The organism is Desulfurispirillum alkaliphilum (assembly GCF_055378285.1).
This window is the reverse complement of sequence record NZ_AP042405.1, coordinates 1,891,790-1,909,632: the sequence shown is the minus strand read 5'-3', so window position 1 is coordinate 1,909,632 and position 17,843 is coordinate 1,891,790. Positions and strand designations below refer to the sequence as shown.

17 protein-coding genes are annotated in these 17,843 nt (G+C 57.5%); 9 read left to right on the top strand and 8 right to left on the bottom strand.

Going from position 1 to position 17,843, the window contains the following annotated elements:
* The first annotated feature begins 37 nt into the window (after positions 1–37).
* The 6 genes from ACZ46I_RS08560 (at position 38) to ACZ46I_RS08535 (ending at position 6,970) form a co-directional block, all read left to right on the top strand.
* On the top strand, positions 38–718 hold the full coding sequence (locus ACZ46I_RS08560) for a zinc metallopeptidase (protein ID WP_464280525.1): 681 nt from the start codon (positions 38–40) through the stop codon (positions 716–718).
* Between the two features lie 114 nt (positions 719–832).
* Positions 833–1,339, top strand: a complete 507-nt coding sequence (locus ACZ46I_RS08555; protein ID WP_013506347.1) for a ferritin — start codon at positions 833–835, stop codon at positions 1,337–1,339.
* A 68-nt stretch (positions 1,340–1,407) separates the two neighbouring features.
* Complete coding sequence (locus tag ACZ46I_RS08550) at positions 1,408–2,049, top strand: HAD-IA family hydrolase (RefSeq protein ID WP_464280524.1); 642 nt, start codon at positions 1,408–1,410, stop codon at positions 2,047–2,049.
* Positions 2,049–4,133, top strand: coding sequence for a replication restart helicase PriA (priA, locus tag ACZ46I_RS08545; RefSeq protein ID WP_464280523.1), 2,085 nt, complete (start codon positions 2,049–2,051; stop codon positions 4,131–4,133). Before ACZ46I_RS08550 ends, priA begins: the two co-directional genes overlap by 1 nt.
* A gap of 35 nt (positions 4,134–4,168) precedes the next feature.
* On the top strand, positions 4,169–4,684 hold the full coding sequence (locus ACZ46I_RS08540) for a nitroreductase family protein (RefSeq protein ID WP_013506350.1): 516 nt from the start codon (positions 4,169–4,171) through the stop codon (positions 4,682–4,684).
* Positions 4,685–4,930: 246 nt separating this feature from the next.
* Positions 4,931–6,970, top strand: coding sequence for a sensor domain-containing protein (locus ACZ46I_RS08535; RefSeq protein WP_013506351.1), 2,040 nt, complete (start codon positions 4,931–4,933; stop codon positions 6,968–6,970).
* Here the strand turns inward: ACZ46I_RS08535 and ACZ46I_RS08530 are convergent.
* The 3 genes from ACZ46I_RS08530 to ACZ46I_RS08520 all read right to left on the bottom strand — a co-directional run bounded on the left by ACZ46I_RS08530 (position 6,958) and on the right by ACZ46I_RS08520 (position 8,780).
* Positions 6,958–7,548, bottom strand: coding sequence for a uracil-DNA glycosylase family protein (locus tag ACZ46I_RS08530; RefSeq protein WP_464280522.1), 591 nt, complete (start codon positions 7,546–7,548; stop codon positions 6,958–6,960). The genes ACZ46I_RS08535 and ACZ46I_RS08530 overlap by 13 nt on opposite strands.
* 52 nt (positions 7,549–7,600) lie before the next feature.
* Positions 7,601–8,167, bottom strand: a complete 567-nt coding sequence (locus ACZ46I_RS08525) for a hypothetical protein (protein WP_464280521.1) — start codon at positions 8,165–8,167, stop codon at positions 7,601–7,603.
* Positions 8,168–8,510: 343 nt separating this feature from the next.
* Complete coding sequence (locus tag ACZ46I_RS08520; RefSeq protein WP_013506354.1) at positions 8,511–8,780, bottom strand: helix-turn-helix transcriptional regulator; 270 nt, start codon at positions 8,778–8,780, stop codon at positions 8,511–8,513.
* Between the two features lie 206 nt (positions 8,781–8,986).
* Between ACZ46I_RS08520 and ACZ46I_RS08515 the strand changes: the two genes are divergently transcribed.
* Positions 8,987–10,207: a PAS domain-containing sensor histidine kinase gene (locus tag ACZ46I_RS08515; RefSeq protein WP_013506355.1), complete on the top strand. Its 1,221-nt coding sequence runs from the start codon at positions 8,987–8,989 to the stop codon at positions 10,205–10,207.
* 10 nt (positions 10,208–10,217) lie between these two features.
* On the opposite strand, the gene ACZ46I_RS08510 is transcribed toward ACZ46I_RS08515, so the two are convergent.
* The 4 genes from ACZ46I_RS08510 to ACZ46I_RS08495 all read right to left on the bottom strand — a co-directional run bounded on the left by ACZ46I_RS08510 (position 10,218) and on the right by ACZ46I_RS08495 (position 14,355).
* A complete protein-coding gene (locus ACZ46I_RS08510) occupies positions 10,218–11,000 on the bottom strand; it encodes an SIR2 family NAD-dependent protein deacylase (protein WP_464280520.1) in 783 nt (260 codons plus the stop codon).
* 68 nt (positions 11,001–11,068) lie between these two features.
* Positions 11,069–12,058 (bottom strand): tRNA (adenosine(37)-N6)-threonylcarbamoyltransferase complex transferase subunit TsaD, encoded by a 990-nt coding sequence (tsaD, locus tag ACZ46I_RS08505; protein WP_013506357.1) that lies wholly within the window; start codon positions 12,056–12,058, stop codon positions 11,069–11,071.
* A gap of 2 nt (positions 12,059–12,060) precedes the next feature.
* Positions 12,061–13,065 (bottom strand): class 1 fructose-bisphosphatase, encoded by a 1,005-nt coding sequence (fbp, locus tag ACZ46I_RS08500; protein ID WP_464280519.1) that lies wholly within the window; start codon positions 13,063–13,065, stop codon positions 12,061–12,063.
* A 54-nt stretch (positions 13,066–13,119) separates the two neighbouring features.
* Positions 13,120–14,355 carry a TraB/GumN family protein gene (locus tag ACZ46I_RS08495; RefSeq protein ID WP_013506359.1) on the bottom strand — a complete coding sequence of 412 codons (1,236 nt, stop codon included), beginning with the start codon at positions 14,353–14,355 and terminating at the stop codon, positions 13,120–13,122.
* Positions 14,356–14,602: 247 nt separating this feature from the next.
* On the opposite strand from ACZ46I_RS08495, the gene tkt reads away from it, so the two are divergent.
* On the top strand, positions 14,603–16,591 hold the full coding sequence (gene tkt / locus ACZ46I_RS08490; protein WP_464280518.1) for a transketolase: 1,989 nt from the start codon (positions 14,603–14,605) through the stop codon (positions 16,589–16,591).
* Between the two features lie 43 nt (positions 16,592–16,634).
* Positions 16,635–17,135, top strand: a complete 501-nt coding sequence (gene tpx / locus ACZ46I_RS08485; protein WP_013506361.1) for a thiol peroxidase — start codon at positions 16,635–16,637, stop codon at positions 17,133–17,135.
* A 387-nt stretch (positions 17,136–17,522) separates the two neighbouring features.
* Here the strand turns inward: tpx and rpmB are convergent, their stop codons facing one another.
* Positions 17,523–17,708: a 50S ribosomal protein L28 gene (gene rpmB / locus ACZ46I_RS08480; protein WP_013506362.1), complete on the bottom strand. Its 186-nt coding sequence runs from the start codon at positions 17,706–17,708 to the stop codon at positions 17,523–17,525.
* Positions 17,709–17,843: the final 135 nt, after the last annotated feature.

The window sequence follows — 17,843 nt, the reverse complement described above, 5'->3', positions numbered from 1 at the left end:
GCAAACCGCACCATCAGGGTGCACGTGAACCAGATCCATGCACTTTCTCCTGCTGATCATCATCCTGCTCATCGCCCTCGCCCTGCCCCAGTGGTGGGCCACCAGGGTCATCGGCCGTCACAGCACAACGCGAGACGACATCCCCGGCACAGGCGGTGAACTGGCCCGTCACCTGCTCGATATCCACCGTCTCGAAGGCGTCGCGGTGGAGTCCACGGAGCGCGGCGACCACTACGACCCCGAAGCCAAAGTGGTGCGCCTGCGTGGCGAAGTCATCCATGGGCGCTCCCTCAGCGCCGTGGCCATTGCCGCCCACGAAGTCAGCCACGCCCTCCAGGACGCGTCGGGGCACCACCTGCTGCGCTGGCGCACCACTTTGGTGAAATTCACGGCCAACGCAGGGAAATTTGCCATGGGGGGCCTGCTCCTTTCGCCGGGAGTACTGGTCATGAGCCCCCCCCTTGGACGCCTGCTGATCGTGGCAGCTGTCCTCAGCATGCTTCTGCCAACGCTGGTTCACCTGATTACCCTGCCCCTGGAACTGCACGCCAGCTTTTCCGTTGCCCTGCCCATGCTGGATCGCGGCGGGTACCTGGGCAGCGCCCGCGATTTCGCGGATGTGCGCTCCATCCTGCTGGCCTGCTCACTGACCTATGTGGCGGCCTCGGCGGCCAGCCTGCTGAACGTGTGGCGCTGGTTTGCCCTGCTGCGCCGCTGACCCTTGACTTCACCGGGGTGAGTCCGTAATATTTTGTCAGTTCGGAAGCTGCTGAAGAATTCCCGTCTGTCGTTTTCAGATTTTCCCATATGTACGAAAAACCGGAGGCTCACCATGATCAGCAAGAAGATGCAAAATGCCCTGAACGAGCAGATTAAACACGAAATCTACTCTGCTCACCTCTATCTGGCCATGTCGGCCCACTGTGAATCAAACGGCCTCAAGGGCTTCGCCCACTGGCTGCAGCTGCAGTACGATGAAGAGATGATGCACGCCATGAAGTTCTATCGCTACGTGCTTGATCAGGGAGCCACGATCGCCCTGCAGGAGATTCCCGCTCCGCCTTCGAAGTTTGAGTCGGTGCTGGAGATGTTTGAAGAAGTACTCAAGCACGAGCAGTTTGTCACGGCATCCATTCATAAACTGGTGGATCTGGCCCTGGCCGAGAAGGATCACGCCACCACTATCTTCCTGCAGTGGTTTGTGACTGAGCAGGTTGAGGAGGAGGCCTCCGCCCAGGATATTATCGATCAGCTGAAGCTGGTGGGTAAAGAAAAGAGCGGTCTGTTCATGATCAACCGCGAAATGGGCACCCGCACGGCAGCGACAGCTGACGCCTGATTCCTTCCACAGTCGAGGTTGCAGGCTGTCCTTCTCTGGGGCAGCCTGAATTTTTTCGGAGTACTTCCATGGCCTACACCCACTATGTATTTGATTTCGACGGCACCCTTGTCAACTCCCTGCCCGACCTGACCGCGGCCATCAACCACGTGGCAGCCTCAGCGCAGATCAACCATCAGTACAGTCGCGAGCAGGTTGGAACCATGGTTGGCGATGGCGTGACCGTGCTGCTGCAGCGGGCCTTTCCCGATGAAGCCCACCGCATGAAGCAGCTGCGCTCCATCTTCGATGAGTACTACGCCCGCAACTGTTCCCAAGGCACGCAGATATACGAAGGGGTCGTGGAAACCCTGAGCACGCTGCATGCCCAGGGCAAGACACTGATCCTGATGACCAACAAGCCCCAGCGCTTTACTCTCCCCATGCTGCAGGATCTCGGGCTGAGAGAGTTTTTCCCGGTGGTCTACTGCGGCGATACCCTGGACTGCAAAAAGCCCGATCCAGCCGTGATGCACCACCTGCTGGCCTCACTGCAGCTCAACCCTTCCGCCGTGCTGATGGTGGGCGACAGTGCCAATGATATCCTGTGTGCCGCTGGCGCGACGGTGGACAGCGCCCTGGTAACCTATGGGTACGGCAACCTCTCGCACCTTGAAGAGCTCAGTCCCACCTATACGCTTACCCGTATCCGCGAACTTCTGTTCCTCTGATGTACGCTTCCGTCGCCATTGCCGGTTTCCGGGAGACCTACACCTACGAAATACCCCAGGACATCTCCCCGGGAACCTTCGTCAGCGTTCCCTTCGGGCGTTCAAAACGCAAGGGCGTCATTATCGGCACTTCGACCCAGTGTTCCTTCCAGGGTAGCGTCAAGGCCGTTGCCGAGATCTACCATCACCTGAAGGCCTCGGACCTGCAGATGGAACTGGCCGCCTGGCTCAGCCAGTACTACCTCTATGATGTGGGAAGCTACATCAACCTGATGGTACCGTTCTTTGAGGATGACTTCAGCCTCTCCCCGCAGCTGCGCCTGCGGGAGGAGGTTCTGCTGCCATCCAATGCCCATCGCATGCGCGAGGTTGTGGCGCGTCTGCAGGCCGGAGAGCAGCTCTTCGCCCACCAGGTACCCGCCGATCTGCTGCGGCGCATGGTGCAGCGCTCAATTATCCGTCTCGATACTCAATGCGCCCAGACGCCTTATGTTGCGACAGGTTACTCCAGCCGCCTGAGCCCGGAACAGCAGGCTCTCTATGAACATTGCCTGGAGTCCAAAAAGCAGATCCTGCTGCAGGGGGTGACCGGCAGCGGCAAGACGGAGATCTACCTCTCCCTGATGGACCATGTACTGGCCCAGGGGCGGGGGGTCATCTATCTGGTGCCGGAGATCAACCTGACCCCCACTCTGGAAAAGCGATTGAAAGAGCTGTTTGGGCAACGGGTGGCGCTGATTCACTCCCAGGTCAGCTCCCGCGTCAAACTGGAGCAGTACAAGAAGATGCAGCGGGGCGATATCACCATTGTGGTTGGTGCCCGCAGCGCCATCTTCGCCCCGGTGCCCAACCTGGGGCTGATTATCGTGGATGAGGAGCACGATGGCTCCTACTACCAGACCGAGACCCCCGTTTACCACGGCCGTGATGTGGCCATGGTGCGTGGACAACTTGAAGGGGCACGGGTTATTCTCGGCAGCGCCACGCCCTCCTTCGAGAGCTATCACAATGCCCTGAACGGCAAGTATGAGCTGCTGAGGCTGGATGTGCGTTACCAGGGAGTTCTGCCTGAAGTGCACCTGACCCCCAATCCTCCGTCGCCCCACGATCCCCTGTCACAGAAGCTGCACGATGAACTGCAGGCGCATCTGGCGGCGGGCCATCAGGCCATTGTGCTGCTGAACCGCCGTGGCTTTGCTCCCTATGCCGTCTGCACTGGCTGCCAGCAAACCCTGCGCTGCCCCCATTGCGATATCCCCCTGACTTACCATAAAGCCTATGGCAAACTGGTCTGTCACTCCTGCCAGTATGCCTGCGCTTTTCCATTGTCCAGGCCACACTGCACCAATGCCGAGATTCAGCTGAAGGGATTTGGCACCGAGAAACTGGAAGAGGGCCTGGAGCAGGATTTTGCCAGCTATGGCGTGCTGCGTATGGATCGCGACAGTGCCGGCCGGCGCTCCAGGGCGGAGGCCCTGCTGAACAAATTCAGCGCCGGCAGCCACCGATTACTGGTGGGAACCCAGATGGTGGCTAAAGGACACCACTTTCCCGACGTGGAGCTGGTGGGCATTGTGGGTATTGACAACATGATCAACCTGCCCGACTTTCGCTGCGGTGAGCGGGTTTTCCAGCTGCTGATGCAGGTGGCCGGGCGGGCGGGCCGCAATGAGCGCCAGCGCGGCCACGTGTATATCCAGACTGACTGCCCGGAGTTCCCTGCGATTCAGCATGTGCTGAATCGCGATCAGGATACCTTTTACCGCCAGGAGCTGGAGGAACGCAGCCAGATGGGCTATCCACCCTATACTCGAATGGCGCTGATGGCCATTTCCGGCAGCCAGCGCGAAGTGGTGCAGCAGTCCATCGAGAGCCTGGCCGCCGCTGTCGCTACCCGTGGCGTTCAGACCATGGGGCCGGCGCCCTTTCTGGTGGAAATGACCCGGAAACGCTATCAATGGAAACTGATTCTGAAGAGCCCTTCGTCAAAAACCCTTCACATTGCCCTTTGCAAGGCGCTGGAGCACTCATTACCCTCATCGGTTCATCTCAAACTGTACGTTGATCCGGTGGGAGTGTTATGATGCGCTGCCATAATGAATCAGAAAAGGAGTCCGCTATGTTCATGGAAACTCTGCGCAGTCGCCGCAGCATACGCAAATTCACCCCTGCAGCCGTGGAAAAGGACAAAATCGACCTGATTATGGAAGCCGCCCTGCGCGCTCCCTCTTCCCGCGGAAAACAGCCATGGCAATTCTACTGTGTACAGAACAAAGCCATTATCGACAAACTCTCCCGTTCCAAAGAGCACGGGGCTGCCTTTCTCGCCGGTGCCCCTCTGGCGGTGGTGATCTGCGCTGACCCATCCATCAGCGATGTCTGGATTGAGGATACCTCCATCGCCGCTATCTGCATTCAGCTGGCGGCACAGTCGATCGGACTCGGCAGCACCTGGGTGCAGATCCGCGAACGCTTCGGCGCCGACAAGGTTCCTTCCGAAGAGCTCGCGCGCGCGGCAGCGGGTATTCCGGAAAACCTGAAGGTCACCTGCATCATCGGCATCGGGTACCCCGCTGAAACTCCCGCACCCTGGCCCTTCAGCGCCTTGCCAGCCTCCAAGGTCCAGTACCTCTGAGCGCCTGCACACGTGCAGGCTCCGGAAAAAAACCAGGGAAAACTAAAACAATGTTTTAATCCTGCGTCAATACTGCTTGCCTGATACCCCCATTCATACTATTCTGAAAACCGGGCGGCATTACGGGCAAGGGCGTCTCTTTTGCCGTGCCATGTTCGCCGCCTGGCTCATGGACGGTGACTCAAGGTGGCCGGTGAGTGCGATAGCCTCTGTATCTCAGAAAATCCTCAAGAGGGGGAATCACCCTTGTCTTTTCACCTTCTGGACAAAAGCGTAAACGTTATCAGCATTATCTTTGACGCCTATACGGGGCAAATCCTCAGTGCCAACCCGGCAGCCTGCCAGTTCTGTGGCTACAGCAGTCAGCAGATGCTGCAGTTGACCGTCGCCCAGACCCCCCTGCTGCCCCAGGACCAGATTCTGCCCCTTATCGAACGTACGCTCTATGGTGAGCCTTTCTACTGCCTGCTGAGTCTTGATGCCCTTGATGGCAAACAGGATGTGACCCTCTATTCCATCAAGACGCTGTGGAAGGGCCGGGCTGCTATTCGCGTCATCGCCATAGACGTCAGCCTTTCCCTCAAGCGTGAAAAACGGCTGCTGCTTTACGGCAGCGCCTTTGCCAACACCGGTGAGGCCATTGTCATCGCCGATCGCCATGGGCGTATCGAGGAAATTAACCCGGCGTTTACGCAAATCAGCGGATACCAGCAACACGAAGTCATCGGCTCCAACATGCGCATGTTGCAGTCAGGTCGCCATGACGCAGCATTTTACCGTCAGATCTGGTCGTCGATAGAGGAATATGGCACCTGGCATGGTGAGGTGTGGAACCGCCGCAAAAGTGGTGAGATATACCCTGTATGGCTTTCCATCGCCCGTATCAGCGATGCAGAGACGGGCGGCACTCACTATGTGGGAATCATGCATGATCTCAGCGAGCTGACAAAAACCCGCCAGCAGCTGGAGTATCAGGGGCTTTATGACGGTCTGACCGGCCTGCCCAACAAGGTTCTCTTCATGCAGCATATCAACCAGGCCATCCCCCGCGCCAATTTCGGCAGCGTGGGTTTCTCACTGCTGTGTATACATGTGGATAACTACAAGGATATCTGCAATCGCGGAGGAACAGAGATGGGAGATCTCTTCCTGCAGTCCTTCAGCCTGCGCCTGCAGAAGTATTTTTCCGCTCCGGCGATCATGGGACGCATTCGCACCAATACGCTGGCACTGCTGCTGCCGGTGATGGAGAACCACTGGGATGTGATGGGGGCCATGCGCATTATCTTTACCTGTGCTTCCCAGCCCGTTGGACTGGGAGAGGGGCGCTTCAGCTCTACGGTCAGTGTTGGCGTCACCGACTACCCTGGTGGAGGAGAAAACGGCTCAGCTCTTATGCGCAACGCGTTAATGGCCATGCACAAGGTGCAGGAAGAATGCGCCGACAATGGCTACCTGCACTATAGCCATCGCATGCGCCGTGAGATCCTTGAACAGGCTGCCCTGAAGTCTGCTCTGGCCAGTGCCGTGCAAAATCAGGAGCTTGAGATTTTCTACCAGCCCAAGGTCTGCCTGAATACGGGCACCATTTCCGGGGTGGAGGCATTACTGCGCTGGCGCAAAGCTGACGGCAGCTTTATTTCACCAGCTGAGTTTATTCCCGTAGCTGAGCGCAGCGATCTGATTCTGGAGATTGGTGCCTGGGTGCTGAAGTCCGCCTGTCGCCAGCTGAAAAAGTGGCATGACGAGGGTCACGGGCACCTGAGCGTAGCCATCAATCTTTCAGGCAAACAGTTTCACGACGAGCAGCTCCCTGCCATGATCGGGGATATTCTCCGCGAAACCGCTCTACCGCCGCAATCCCTGAACCTGGAAATTACCGAGAACATCCTCATAGATAACGTGGAGAATGCCATCCGCATCATGGAGCAGATTTCCGCCATGGGGGTGCACCTGTCCATTGACGACTTCGGTCGCGGCTACTCCTCGCTTACCTATCTCAAGCGCTTTCCCATCAACGTACTCAAGGTGGATCAGTCATTTGTGCGGGATCTGCCCCATGGACACAAGGACGTTGCCATCGCCATGTCGATCATCTCCCTGGGCAGTCGCCTGAATCTGAAAGTGGTGGCGGAAGGGGTGGAGACACCGGAGCAGCTTGCCTTCATGCAGCAGCATAAGTGCACGGAAATGCAGGGATTTCTCTTCAGCAAAGCCATAGACGCCGAGGAGCTGGGGGCAATGCTGCGCAGTGGCAAACACCTCTCCTGCGCCTATCGCCCCTGAAGCACCACGCTGACCCGATCTCGCAGACGGGGCAGCAATTGCGCTTCAAACCAGGGATTCTGGCGGAGCCAGCGATGGTTGCGCGGGCTGGGGTGGGGCAGGGCAATCAGGTGCGGCCACCGCTCCTGCCAGTTTGCCACGGCTGCTGTCACGGAATCCGGCCGGGGCAACATGTGATACTCCTGGGCATACTTGCCGATGACCAGGGTAAGTTGAATATGAGGCAGCAAAGACAGCAGAGCCGCGCGCCAGGTGGCAGCGCACTGTGGCCGCGGTGGCAGATCGCCGTGGGGACCGGTGCCGGGATAACAGAAGCCCATAGGCACAATGGCTATGCGACATTCATCGTAAAAAATCTCACGCGCTACCCCCATCCACTGACGTAAGCGATCCCCGCTGGCATCATCAAAGGGGATTCCGGAAGCATGGACCCGGCGACCCGGTGCCTGTCCCGCGATCAGAATGGACGCATCACGGTGGACCTGCACCACCGGACGGGCACCAAGGGGCAGATAGGGTTCGCAAAGGGTGCAGCGGCGAATATCCACCAGAAGTGCATCAAGATTCACGTTTTCCACAGAATCTCCCTACGCCTGAGCATTTTCCTCTCCCTGCCTGGTACAGTACATTTCAGCGCGCTCCACCAGCAAGGGGAATAGTGAAAGACAGGAGCACATAGTCGCTATTCCCTCGAACCACAAACCCGCCGCCATAGGTAATGGCATAGTAAGTCCCTTCAAGGCTGCCCCCCAGGCGATATCCAGCACCAACTCCCACGGGAGCTCCAATCAGGTGGTTGAGGAAAATGCCCGTCTCCAGCATGGCGGAATACTCTTCCTCGCTGAAAAAACGGCAGCGTCGGTCATCAACCTCACGCTCCCTTCGCCTGTCCCAGCAGATGCGCTCACCGTCCTCGTTGCGCTGACGTTCAAAATTTTCAGCATCACTGCTGTTGGAAAAAAAAGTCACGCGGGGTTCCACCGATGCGTAGAAAAGCGGCTCAGGTATCTTTGACAGCATCTGCCAGACCCCGCCGAGCTCAAAACCCAAGGGATCTCGCCCCCCAAAGGGCTCGTGCTCGTAAATCATGTTCAGCTGCAGCCCGATAAGCATTCCCGGGCCAGTGCTTTCACGGGTTTGCGCTGTGGAAGGCTGTGTCAGTGCGGAAAACATCAGTACCACAAAGACCAGTCGCATGACGCGCCTGATCACAATTGATTTTTGCCGAAACACCATCATCTCCGGAACCTGTTTGGTGGATTTACAAGAAAAGTTGCATAGAAAGCCACCGTACGCCAATCATGCAACAACGGCCGTGCCACAGCGCGAACATTCCGTGGGCTGCCACCTCCATGCTTCTGCGCGGCACCGATTCTGGAAAAGTATAAAAGCCGAAACAATGAAAAGCAAAACTTAAATTTGATACTTTTCGTCAGACTGCGCGCTGATGGGGCTCAATGACACAATCAGGTGAGAACCATAACTGACTACGCTGGTCCCGATCTTCCCGGCCACCCAGGAAACATTCAGGGCTAAGGAATCAGGATTCTCTGCACAGGACGTTTGCCGGGGAGGATTGGGGCTCCAGGCACCTGAGGATATCCTGGGGCGAGCGGTGACACGCACGGCACACATCCAGCACCTCCAGAAAGTCAAGATTCCGATCGCCATTTTCGTATTTGGCCACAAAGCTCTGGGGCTTGCCCAGCCGCACAGCTAATTGTGCCTGGGTAAGCTCGGCATCCAGGCGCATCTGTTTCAGGGCCTGTCGAAGAACATGATACTGGGGGTTCCACGTATTTCTTTTCATCAGAAAATTATAGGGGGTATTGAGGCATATCCCATTTTAGGATATATTGTATTTTACAAAACGAAAATTTGGTGAAATACCATGCGCCATACCGCATCAGATCAGAGAGAAAAATAGACCACTCCAGAGTGTTACAGAATTTTAACCAGACAAAAGAAAGCATTTTCCTGCAGCATTCTGTCTGAAAATGAGAAAAGAATTGGCCCATGATATCAGGGGAAACAAACAACAGTCGATTGCGCAAGTATCTGCCAGAGCATGCATGGCAAGCTCTGGGCCGTTTCTTCAGCAAAGGAAAGCAGCGTATCCGAGAGCGCAACCACGCCCTTGCGGGCCTCCTGGAAGCCCTCCCCGAGGCGTCCTTTGCCTACATTGCCCAAAACTGCCATAAGCCGGGAAATCTTGTCGCCATCAACGGTCCGGCCTGTGAACTTTTCGCCAGTTCACAGGAGCAGCTTCTGTCCCTCAGTCCTCTTGACTTGTGCCATCCGCACTACTCGGCGCGTTTCCATGTAGATATCACTGAGTGCCCATGCGCCACACGCGATTTCGAAGCCGAATTGCGACGTGCCGACGGCAACAGCTTCCGGGGAGCTGTTCGCATACGACGCATCCGCATGGATGGACAATCCATCGCGATTGCCATAGTGAAAACCCTCCATGACAGCGTTCCGTGGGAACAGCAGCAAGGAGTTCTCCAGCAAAGCAAAATGGCACAGATCGGCAGCATGATGGGCGCTGTTGCCCATCAGTGGAAACAGCCCCTGAATAATCTGGCGATTCTCGCGCAGTGCCTGCCCAGGGACGCAGAGCGCGTCAGCTGGGATGGCAGAAGCATTGAAAGCACTGTCGCCGATATCCTGAAACACGTAGAATTCATGAACAGAACCCTCGACGACTTTCGTGATTTTTTCAGGCCGCAGGCCCAAAGCGAATATTTTGAAGTCGGGGAAAGTATCACCGCAGTCATAGCACTTATGCGTGAGCAGCTGCGCTACGATGATGTAGATGTATTACTGGAGCCCAGCCAGCCGTTTCACGTTGCCGGAGTGCGCAACCACTTCCAGCAGGTTATTCTGAATATCCTCAACAATGCCCGCCAGGCATTCCTGGAAAGGGGAATTCCTGCCAGACGTCGGATCACCGTGAGTATCAACTCAGGTGAGCAGCATGCGCTGATCACCCTGCGCGATAACGCCGGTGGCATTCCCCGCCATCTCCTTCCCGATGCCCTCTTTCAGCCCTATGTGACCACCAAGGAACATGACGGGACCGGCATCGGACTCTCCCTGAGCCGCACGATCATTGAGCAGATGGGCGGCACCATCAGTGCCTGCAACAGTGGACATGGCGCCTGCTTTCACCTGCGACTGCCACTTCGCCGGAAAGATGCTGCGGAGCTGTCAGCCTCAACCCTCTTCCGGTGACACCAGCGCTTCACCCTCCAAGAGTCGGTTCCACCGCGCGCCAGATGCGCTCCATGGCCTCAGCCGCTCCCAGGGGCAGGAAGTGATCCACCACATCGGAAAGCACTGTCGGCTGGGGGTTAATTTCCACCGTGACGCCTCCGCGCCTTTTCACCTGCAAAACCGGTTCGGTGATATAGGGGAACTGGTTGCTGGTGCCGATGGTGATGACCATATCAAAGCCCAGGCGCAGCTGGTGCTGGATGGTGACAATGTCGCCCATGGGCAGGGTCTCGCCATAGAGTACCACACCGGGACGCAGAATGCCCTCGTGGCACTGGGGACAGCGGGGCGGGAAGTCGGTGAAGTGAGCGTAGTTTTCCACGCTCTGCTTGAAGTCACAGTCCATGCAGCGCAGATCAGTGTAGCGACCATGAATTTCCACCAGATTGTGGCTGCCCGCCTGGCGGTGGAAGCCATCAATATTCTGGGTCAGCACCCAGGTGTCCGGCTTGTGCTGCTCCAGCAGCGCGATGACCTCATGGGCCCGGTTGAAGGTGGCGTGGCGACAGCTCTCCTCAATGCGCATGAGATACTTCCAGCTCACTGACGGATCGATCTTCAGCATTTTGGCTGCCAGAGCCTGCTCCACGGGAATGCCATCCTCGGTGAGGTTGTCATTATACATGCCCCCCTGGCCGCGATAGGTAGGCAGGCCAGAGTCGGCGGAAATGCCCGCGCCAGTGATAAAGAGTATGCGCCGGGACTCGCTGATGTGGCGCGCGATGGTGTTGATGGAAGTGGTGTGTTCCATAAGTTTCTCCTGCAGGCAGTTGGCAAAAGGACAGGCGGCTACCATCTGCGGCGTTTCTCAGCCGCCTGTCACAACACCGAATTCGCCAGGGGCTTCATCTCATCCAGCGGGGTAAAATCGCTCCTGGCATAGCGATACACGGCGGCTGCTCCGATCATGGCGGCATTGTCGGTGCAGTAGCGAGGAGAGGGGAAGAAAGTATGGATATGGTGCTTTTCCCCTTGCTCACGGGCCAGTGCGCGGATGGTGGAATTGACGCTGACGCCGCCGGAGAAGGCGAGGCGATTGATGCCTTCGCGCTGGCACAGCTCCATAACCCGTTCGACGATATAGCGGGCAATGGTGTGCTGGAACGATGCGGCCACGTTAGCGGGCTCATAGTCGGGATTCTGCTGGATATGATTCAGCACGGCGGTTTTCATGCCGCTGAAGGAGAAGTCCACGGGGTTATTTTTGATGCGGGGGATAGTGAACCTGATGGTGGGTTCGCCCTGCTGGGCCAGTTTGTCGATGACGGGGCCACCGGGGTAAGCGAAGCCCATCATCTTGGAGACTTTGTCAAAGGCTTCACCGGCGGCGTCGTCAATGGTGCGGGCCAGCAGGTGGTAGTCGCCGAAGCCGTCTGCGCGGTAGATGCTGGTGTGGCCGCCGCTCATGACGCAGCACACAAAGGGGAACTCCAGGGGATGCTCCAGCAGGGGGGCCAGCAGGTGGCCTTCGATATGGTGGATATCGATGAGGGGTTTGCCGGACTGCCAGGCCAGCCCTTTGGCAAAGTTGACGCCCACCAGCAGGCTGCCCAGCAGGCCGGGGCAGCGGGTGCAGGCGATGGCGTCGATGCTGTCGAGGGCGATATGGGATTGCTCCAGCGCCCGCGCGACAATGGTGTCAATGGCTTCGTAGTGCAGGCGCGAGGCAATTTCCGGTACCACGCCGCCATAGATACTGTGGGTCTTCTCCTGGGAGCTGACCACGTTGGAGAGCACCTGGTAGCTGGTGTCCACCACGGCGGCGGAGGTGTCGTCGCAGGAGGTTTCAATGGCGAGTATGAGGGCCAAGGCTATTTCCCGAACACGGCTTTCTGCAGGGCGTCGATGTCCCGTTTCGACCCCAGGTAGACGGGGATTTTCTGGTGCAGGTCGCGGGGGATGATGCCCAGAATGTCGCCTTCGCCGTAGATGGCCCGCCCGCCGGCCTGTTCGATGATCATGGCCATGGGATTGGCTTCGTACATGAGGCGCAGTTTGCCGCTGGTGTTGATGCGGTCGGAGGGGTAGGCGAAGAATCCACCACCCAGCAGGGTGCGGTGCACGTCGGCCACCATGGAGCCGATATAGCGACCCGACAGTACTTTGCCATAGATATTGTCCGTGGTTTTCAGGCTGTCCACATAGGCGGCCAGTTTCTCGTCCCAGTTTGCGGAGTTGCCTTCGTTAATGGAATAGTATCTTGTGGTGTCGGGAATGCGGATATCGGGGTGGGTCAGGATAAATTCACCGATCTGGGGGTCCAGGGTGAACATGTTGACGCCCTGGCCGGTGGTAAAGGTCATCATGGTGCTGGAGCCGTAGAGCACGTATCCGGCGGCAACCTGTTTGTAGCCGGGCTGCAGCAGATCCTGCAGGGTTCCATCGCCACCTTCGGGGGTCACGCGACGGTAGACGGAGAAGATGGTGCCGATACTGACGTTGAAGTCGATATTGCTGGAGCCATCCAGGGGGTCAAAGAGGATGGCGTAGCGGCCTTTTTTGTATTGGGCGGGCAGCTTGACCGGTTGTTCATTCTCCTCGGAGCCCATGATGCAGAATTTTTCGATATGTTCCAGGGCATTGAAAAAGACGTTGTCAGCGATGACGTCGAGCTTCTTCTGGGCGTCACCGGAGGCGTTGACTTCTCCCTGATAGCCCAGGACATCTTCCATGATACCGGCGCGGTTGACTTCCAAAGACACGATTTTGGCCGCCAGGGCAATCTGGTTGAGGATGGCGGAGAAATCACCGGTGGCGGTGGGAAAGGCCTTCTGGGTTTCGTAGATAAAGCGGGTAAGGTTCATGGGTCCTTGCATATTCTCTTCTCCTGAAAAAAATCATTTTTGTCTGCGCCAGGGCGCGGCTCCTGTTCAGCGCAGCAGGCTGGCGATCAGCGGTATGCCCACAAAGGTGCCGATGCTGCTGCCCACGTTGGCGAACACCACCACCAGCAGGATCTTGGTTATGCGATTCTTCCAGAACCCCTTCAGGGAGATGGCATCCTGGGAGAGGTTCATCAGGTCCGAGACCTTGGGCTTGCGCAGCCAGGCTTCCATGAGGCCCGCCACCCAGCCGGCGGCTATGGTGGGGTTGAGGCTGGTGAGGGGAGCAGCCACAAAAGCGGTCAGTATGGTTATGGGGTGGGGCAGGGCAAAGCTGACAAACAGAGCAGCCAGGACGCCATTCGCCAATACCCACAACTGAATCATGGTCCAGGAGACTTCAGCCGATGAAGAAAAAAAACCATAGGCGATGATGCCGATGACAATGGCGGGAATCAGGTACTTGATGGACTTCCACACCGGCGATGGTTTCGGAACGGTGTTCAGCTGACTTAATGAGAGTTCCTCCACCTGCTGGCTTTCGATGAGTCGACGCATGCCCTGGCGATGGCCGGCGCCCACAACCGCCAGTATGACACTCCCGGGAGCTTCAACCACTTTTTTGGCAAGATACTGGTCCCGTTCATCGATGAGGGTGGTTTTCAGGCGGGGGAAGTGACGGGCAAACTCTTCCAGCATCTCGCTGAGCATATCCTGATTGCGCATCTTTTCCAGATCCCGCTCGGTCAGTTCCTCCTGGGCAAAGAGGCTGGCAATGAGGGTGCTGATGAGCTTCATGCGACCCCAGATGCCCGCGCTGCCCCAAGCGCGCTTGAGGGTCAGCTGCACTTCGCGGTCAGCCAGAATATACCGGGCATCGTTATCCTGGGCACTGCGAATGGCCTCAACCATCTCCTGGCCGGGTTTCACGCCCAGCTGGGCTCCCATGCGTTTCTGGAAGGACGAGAGGATGAGGTTTGCCAGCAGGACAGTGGCTTTGCCCTCCCGCAGCACCTGGAAGATATTCATATTCTGCCAGTGATCTTCTTCAAAGAGGGCGCGATAGCGGGAGGGGCAGAGCTCCACGGCCACGGTATCCGGCTTGATGGCGGCAATGACGGCGCGCACCGTATCAACACTCTGCTGCGAGACATGGGCGGTTCCCAGCAGAAAGAGCGTCTTCCCCTGGTATGTCAGGACTTCCAGATCTGAGTATTGTCGTAAGGCGTCTTGCTGGGCTTCGGAGAGCTGCTGATTCTCAGGGTTGTCGGACGTGTGTTCCATGAAATTCGTTTTTCACCTTTATAGACTGTGTAGGCGACATGATACCCATTGAGGGCGCTTTTGCCGAGCTTTTTTTCAAAAAAACGCCGAACGGAATATGGGGAATTCTTTGCGGAAAGTGCATCGGCGGGTTTAATTCTGTCTGCGCTTCATGTATAGTGCCGCCATCATTCCCAGTGGCTTTTCTGCACAGACTTTAGAAGTCTGCTGGGTAATTCCCCGTTATTCCCACTATACAGGAGATTCCATGAGCGCGGCAGATTTTTCTTCCCTGAGCGAACCCCAGAAAGAGCAACAACTCACCAATTACATCAAGGGCCTGATAATGGATGGCGTGCGCAATGCCAATTCGGGCCATACGGGTGGTGCTTTTTCCTCGGTGGACTTTGCTTACACCCTCTTTCAGAAACACCTGAATTACGATCCCGACGACTGCCGCTGGTATAATCGCGACCGCTTCGTTCTCTCTGCCGGCCATGAGTCCATGCTGCTGTACAGTCTGCTGCACCTGCAGGGTTACCTGGACATGGACGAGCTCAAGCGCTTCCGCCAGCTGGGCAGCAAGACTCCCGGCCACCCCGAATCCCACCTGACCCCCGGCGTCGAAGCCACCACCGGCCCCCTGGGACAGGGAATTTCCATGGCGGTGGGCATGGCTCTGGCCTCTAATATCGCTGCCGCCTATCTGGGGGAAAAGGTCGTCAATAACTACACCTACGTCATCTGTGGTGACGGCGACATCCAGGAACCAGTGGCCCTGGGCTCCTGCCAGCTGGCCGGCCACTACGGTCTTGATCGGCTGATCGTCTTCTACGACTTCAACAAGATCCAGATCTCCGGCGAAGTGTCCCGCAATGACAGCACCGATATCGCCCAGATGTTCCGCGCCTTCCAGTGGAATGTCCTGGAGATTGACGGCAACGACCAGGTGGCTGTCGACCAGGCTATCCGCCAGGCCAAGTCAAACAGCGGTCGCCCCACCATTATCATCGGCCATACCATCATGGCCCGTGGTTGCGCCACCATGGAGGGCTCCGAAGAGACCCACGGTTCGCCCCTGCCCCATGAGGAAATTGCCGCCACCAAGGAGAAGCTGAGCATTCCGGCCGATCAGGCCTTCTTCCTGCCCACCGAAGCGCTGGAGTTTTTCCGTCGCCGCTTCGACGCACTGCGCCAGGGCCGTAAGTCCTGGGAACAGGAAGTGCAGCAGGCGTCCGGCAACGCGCAGTTCGCCAGCCTCTTCGATCAGTTCGCCCGTGGCGTGGTACCCGCCATCAACTTCCCCGACCTCAATCAGAAAATGGCCACCCGCAAGGCCTTCGGCAAGCTGCTGGAAGCCGCTGCCGACAGCTTTGTCGCCTTCGCCGGCGGCTCCGCCGACCTTGAGCCCAGCAACAACACCACCGGCTTTCTGGACAAGGTGGGCGACTATACCCGGGAGAATCACCGTGGCCGCAGCATTCCCTTTGGCGTGCGTGAATTCCCCATGGGGGCCATCACCAATGGCATGCAGCTCTTCGGCATCAAGTCCTTTGGCGCCACCTTCCTGAGCTTTGCCGACTACCAGCGGGCCGCCATCCGCCTCGCCGCCCTGCAGCAGATCGGTACCATGTTTATCTACACCCACGACTCCATCTATCTGGGTGAAGACGGCCCAACCCACCAGCCCGTGGAGCATATCCCCTCGCTGCGCCTGATCCCCAACCTGCTGGTACTGCGCCCCGCCGATGGCGGTGAGACCGCCAGGGCCTTCCAGTTTGCCCTGCAGTCCCAGCGGCCCACGGCCCTGTGCCTGACCCGCCAGGATCTGGAACCTGTAACGACCACCTACTACGGCAGCGGGGGCGATTTCGCCCGTGGCGGGTATATCCTGCGCCGCGAGAACGGCACTCTGGGAATTATTCTGATCGCCACTGGCTCGGAAGTGAAGCTGGCCCTGGATGTGGCTGCTGAACTGGAGAACAGCAAAGGCTGTGGGGTGCGCGTGGTCAATATGCCTTGCTGTGAACTGTTCGATGAACAGCCCGCCTCCTATCGTGACGAAGTACTGCCCCCCTCTGTGGCGCGCCGCGCTTCAATCGAGGCCGCTTCCACCTCCGGCTGGTATAAGTATATCGGCCTGCAGGGTGTGGCCATCGGCGTTGACACCTTTGGTGAAAGCGCGCCAGCCAAGGATCTGGAAAAACATTTCGGATTGACTACTGAAATGGTTGCCAAATCGCTCGCGTCATTGTAAGCTCCCGCTTATTTTGCGAATAACTCTCAATGGAGGTTCTGTTATGGCCCAGATCGCACTTAAAGGTAACGCCGTTGAAACCAAAGGGAATCTGCCCGCTGCAGGCAGCATAGCCCCTGACTTCTGCCTGACGCAAAAGGACCTCAGTGACGCCAGCCTGAAGAGCTTTGCTGGCAAGCGCCTGGTTCTGAATATCTTCCCCAGTGTCGACACCGGGGTGTGTGCCGCATCGGTACGCCGCTTCAACCAGGAAGCCTCCTCCCTGGAAAACACCCTGGTCCTGTGCATCTCCCGTGACCTCCCCTTCGCCCTGAACCGCTTCTGCGGCGCGGAAGGACTGGAAAATGTGGTGACCCTCTCCGAAATGCGTGATTTTTCTTTTGGTGAAGCCTATGGAGTGCGCATGACCAGTGGTCCACTGGCCGGACTGCTCTCCCGCGCAGTCGTCGTGGTTGGCGCTGACGGCAAGGTTCTCTACACCGAGCAGGTTCCTGAGATCACCCAGGAACCCGACTACGACAAGGCGCTGGCGACCCTGAAGTAACCCGATTGATATGAAAAGGGGCTGCGGAATTTTCCGCAGCCCCTTTTTTTGTTGGCACTTTAGCGAGACCAAATAACGGCAGGTTGTCGGCACCAACCCTTATGCCATGCTGGAATGACGGGAAAGACAAAAGCAGACCGTTCCCCCCTGAGCCCGTCCGGTGAGTGCGACGCCTGGCTGGCAAGACCCGAACGGGACACTCACAGGAAGTGAGTGGTCCGGCAGCACTGCAGGGAGGCAGGGGTCAGGCAACGCAAAGATGGGGCTCTTTGAGCAGCCTGCTGCCGGATCTCCAGAACAGGCGAGCGCTCTGGGTACTTCCCGTTGACCAACGCAAAAAGGCCGCGGCAGAAACCGCGGCCTTTTTGCGTCCATGAGATGCGTGCGTCAGCTGACCTTATTCAGGGTGCGAATGCAGGAGGTGCAGATCTTCACCCTTTTGGTCAAGCCGTTCACTGTCAGTTCCTGTGACTTCAGGTTGGGCAGTGAGCGCTTTTTGGTTTTGTTGTTGGCGTGGCTGACATTGTTGTTTACTTGAGGCTGCTTGCCGCAGATCTCACACCTTCTGGCCATGATGTATATCCTCCGCAATAAGATAACTGTTATGATTCCCTGAGTTTTTACAAAACGCAGAATACTACCACGCTCCTCCTGAAAATCCAATGGGAAATTGCAGACAGCATACTTTTTCATGGCAACGACACCTCG

Coding starts and splice junctions, on each gene's coding strand:
- ACZ46I_RS08560 (WP_464280525.1), top strand. CDS start 38: ATGCACTTTCTCCTGCTGATCATCATCCTGCTCATCGCCCTCGCCCTG.
- ACZ46I_RS08555 (WP_013506347.1), top strand. CDS start 833: ATGATCAGCAAGAAGATGCAAAATGCCCTGAACGAGCAGATTAAACAC.
- ACZ46I_RS08550 (WP_464280524.1), top strand. CDS start 1,408: ATGGCCTACACCCACTATGTATTTGATTTCGACGGCACCCTTGTCAAC.
- priA (WP_464280523.1), top strand. CDS start 2,049: ATGTACGCTTCCGTCGCCATTGCCGGTTTCCGGGAGACCTACACCTAC.
- ACZ46I_RS08540 (WP_013506350.1), top strand. CDS start 4,169: ATGTTCATGGAAACTCTGCGCAGTCGCCGCAGCATACGCAAATTCACC.
- ACZ46I_RS08525 (WP_464280521.1), bottom strand. CDS start 8,167: ATGCGACTGGTCTTTGTGGTACTGATGTTTTCCGCACTGACACAGCCT.
- ACZ46I_RS08520 (WP_013506354.1), bottom strand. CDS start 8,780: ATGAAAAGAAATACGTGGAACCCCCAGTATCATGTTCTTCGACAGGCC.
- ACZ46I_RS08515 (WP_013506355.1), top strand. CDS start 8,987: ATGATATCAGGGGAAACAAACAACAGTCGATTGCGCAAGTATCTGCCA.
- ACZ46I_RS08510 (WP_464280520.1), bottom strand. CDS start 11,000: ATGGAACACACCACTTCCATCAACACCATCGCGCGCCACATCAGCGAG.
- fbp (WP_464280519.1), bottom strand. CDS start 13,065: ATGCAAGGACCCATGAACCTTACCCGCTTTATCTACGAAACCCAGAAG.
- ACZ46I_RS08495 (WP_013506359.1), bottom strand. CDS start 14,355: ATGGAACACACGTCCGACAACCCTGAGAATCAGCAGCTCTCCGAAGCC.
- tkt (WP_464280518.1), top strand. CDS start 14,603: ATGAGCGCGGCAGATTTTTCTTCCCTGAGCGAACCCCAGAAAGAGCAA.
- tpx (WP_013506361.1), top strand. CDS start 16,635: ATGGCCCAGATCGCACTTAAAGGTAACGCCGTTGAAACCAAAGGGAAT.
- rpmB (WP_013506362.1), bottom strand. CDS start 17,708: ATGGCCAGAAGGTGTGAGATCTGCGGCAAGCAGCCTCAAGTAAACAAC.